This is a genomic window from Paraburkholderia sp. BR14374, from assembly GCF_040948685.1.
Classification (GTDB): domain Bacteria; phylum Pseudomonadota; class Gammaproteobacteria; order Burkholderiales; family Burkholderiaceae; genus Paraburkholderia; species Paraburkholderia youngii.
The window spans coordinates 1-308 of sequence record NZ_JBFPKF010000150.1; the positions used below are offsets into that span (position 1 = coordinate 1).

At 55.2% G+C, this 308-nt stretch carries 1 pseudogene; it reads right to left on the minus strand.

What is annotated here, in order from left to right:
* A pseudogene (locus AB3X86_RS38435) lies at positions 1 to 184 on the minus strand (toluene monooxygenase); the annotation flags it as partial.
* Between the last annotated feature and the right edge of the window lie 124 nt (positions 185 to 308).

The following is a 308-nucleotide window of genomic DNA, read 5'->3' on the forward strand; positions in this document are numbered from 1 at the left end:
GTGCGAGTTCCATGTACTTCAACGCACCCCTCAGGTCGGGTGGCTGGATCTGCCCAGCCAGTAAGCGATCAACGAGCGCGAGGTGATTGCGGTAGCGAACGGGATCCTGCTGGAACACCCAGCGATCGATTTCCGAGTTGAAGTGATACGTGCGGCCGTTGTAGTCGAGTGGATGGTCCTTTAGCAGGCTGTTGAAATACCCCTCGCTGGCGAGCAGCACTTCATTTCAATGAGTCGCTGCGCCGGTTTGGTTGATGTCGATTTGATACTCGAAGTCTTTCATTCAGGTGGGGCCAATGCCATCTCCT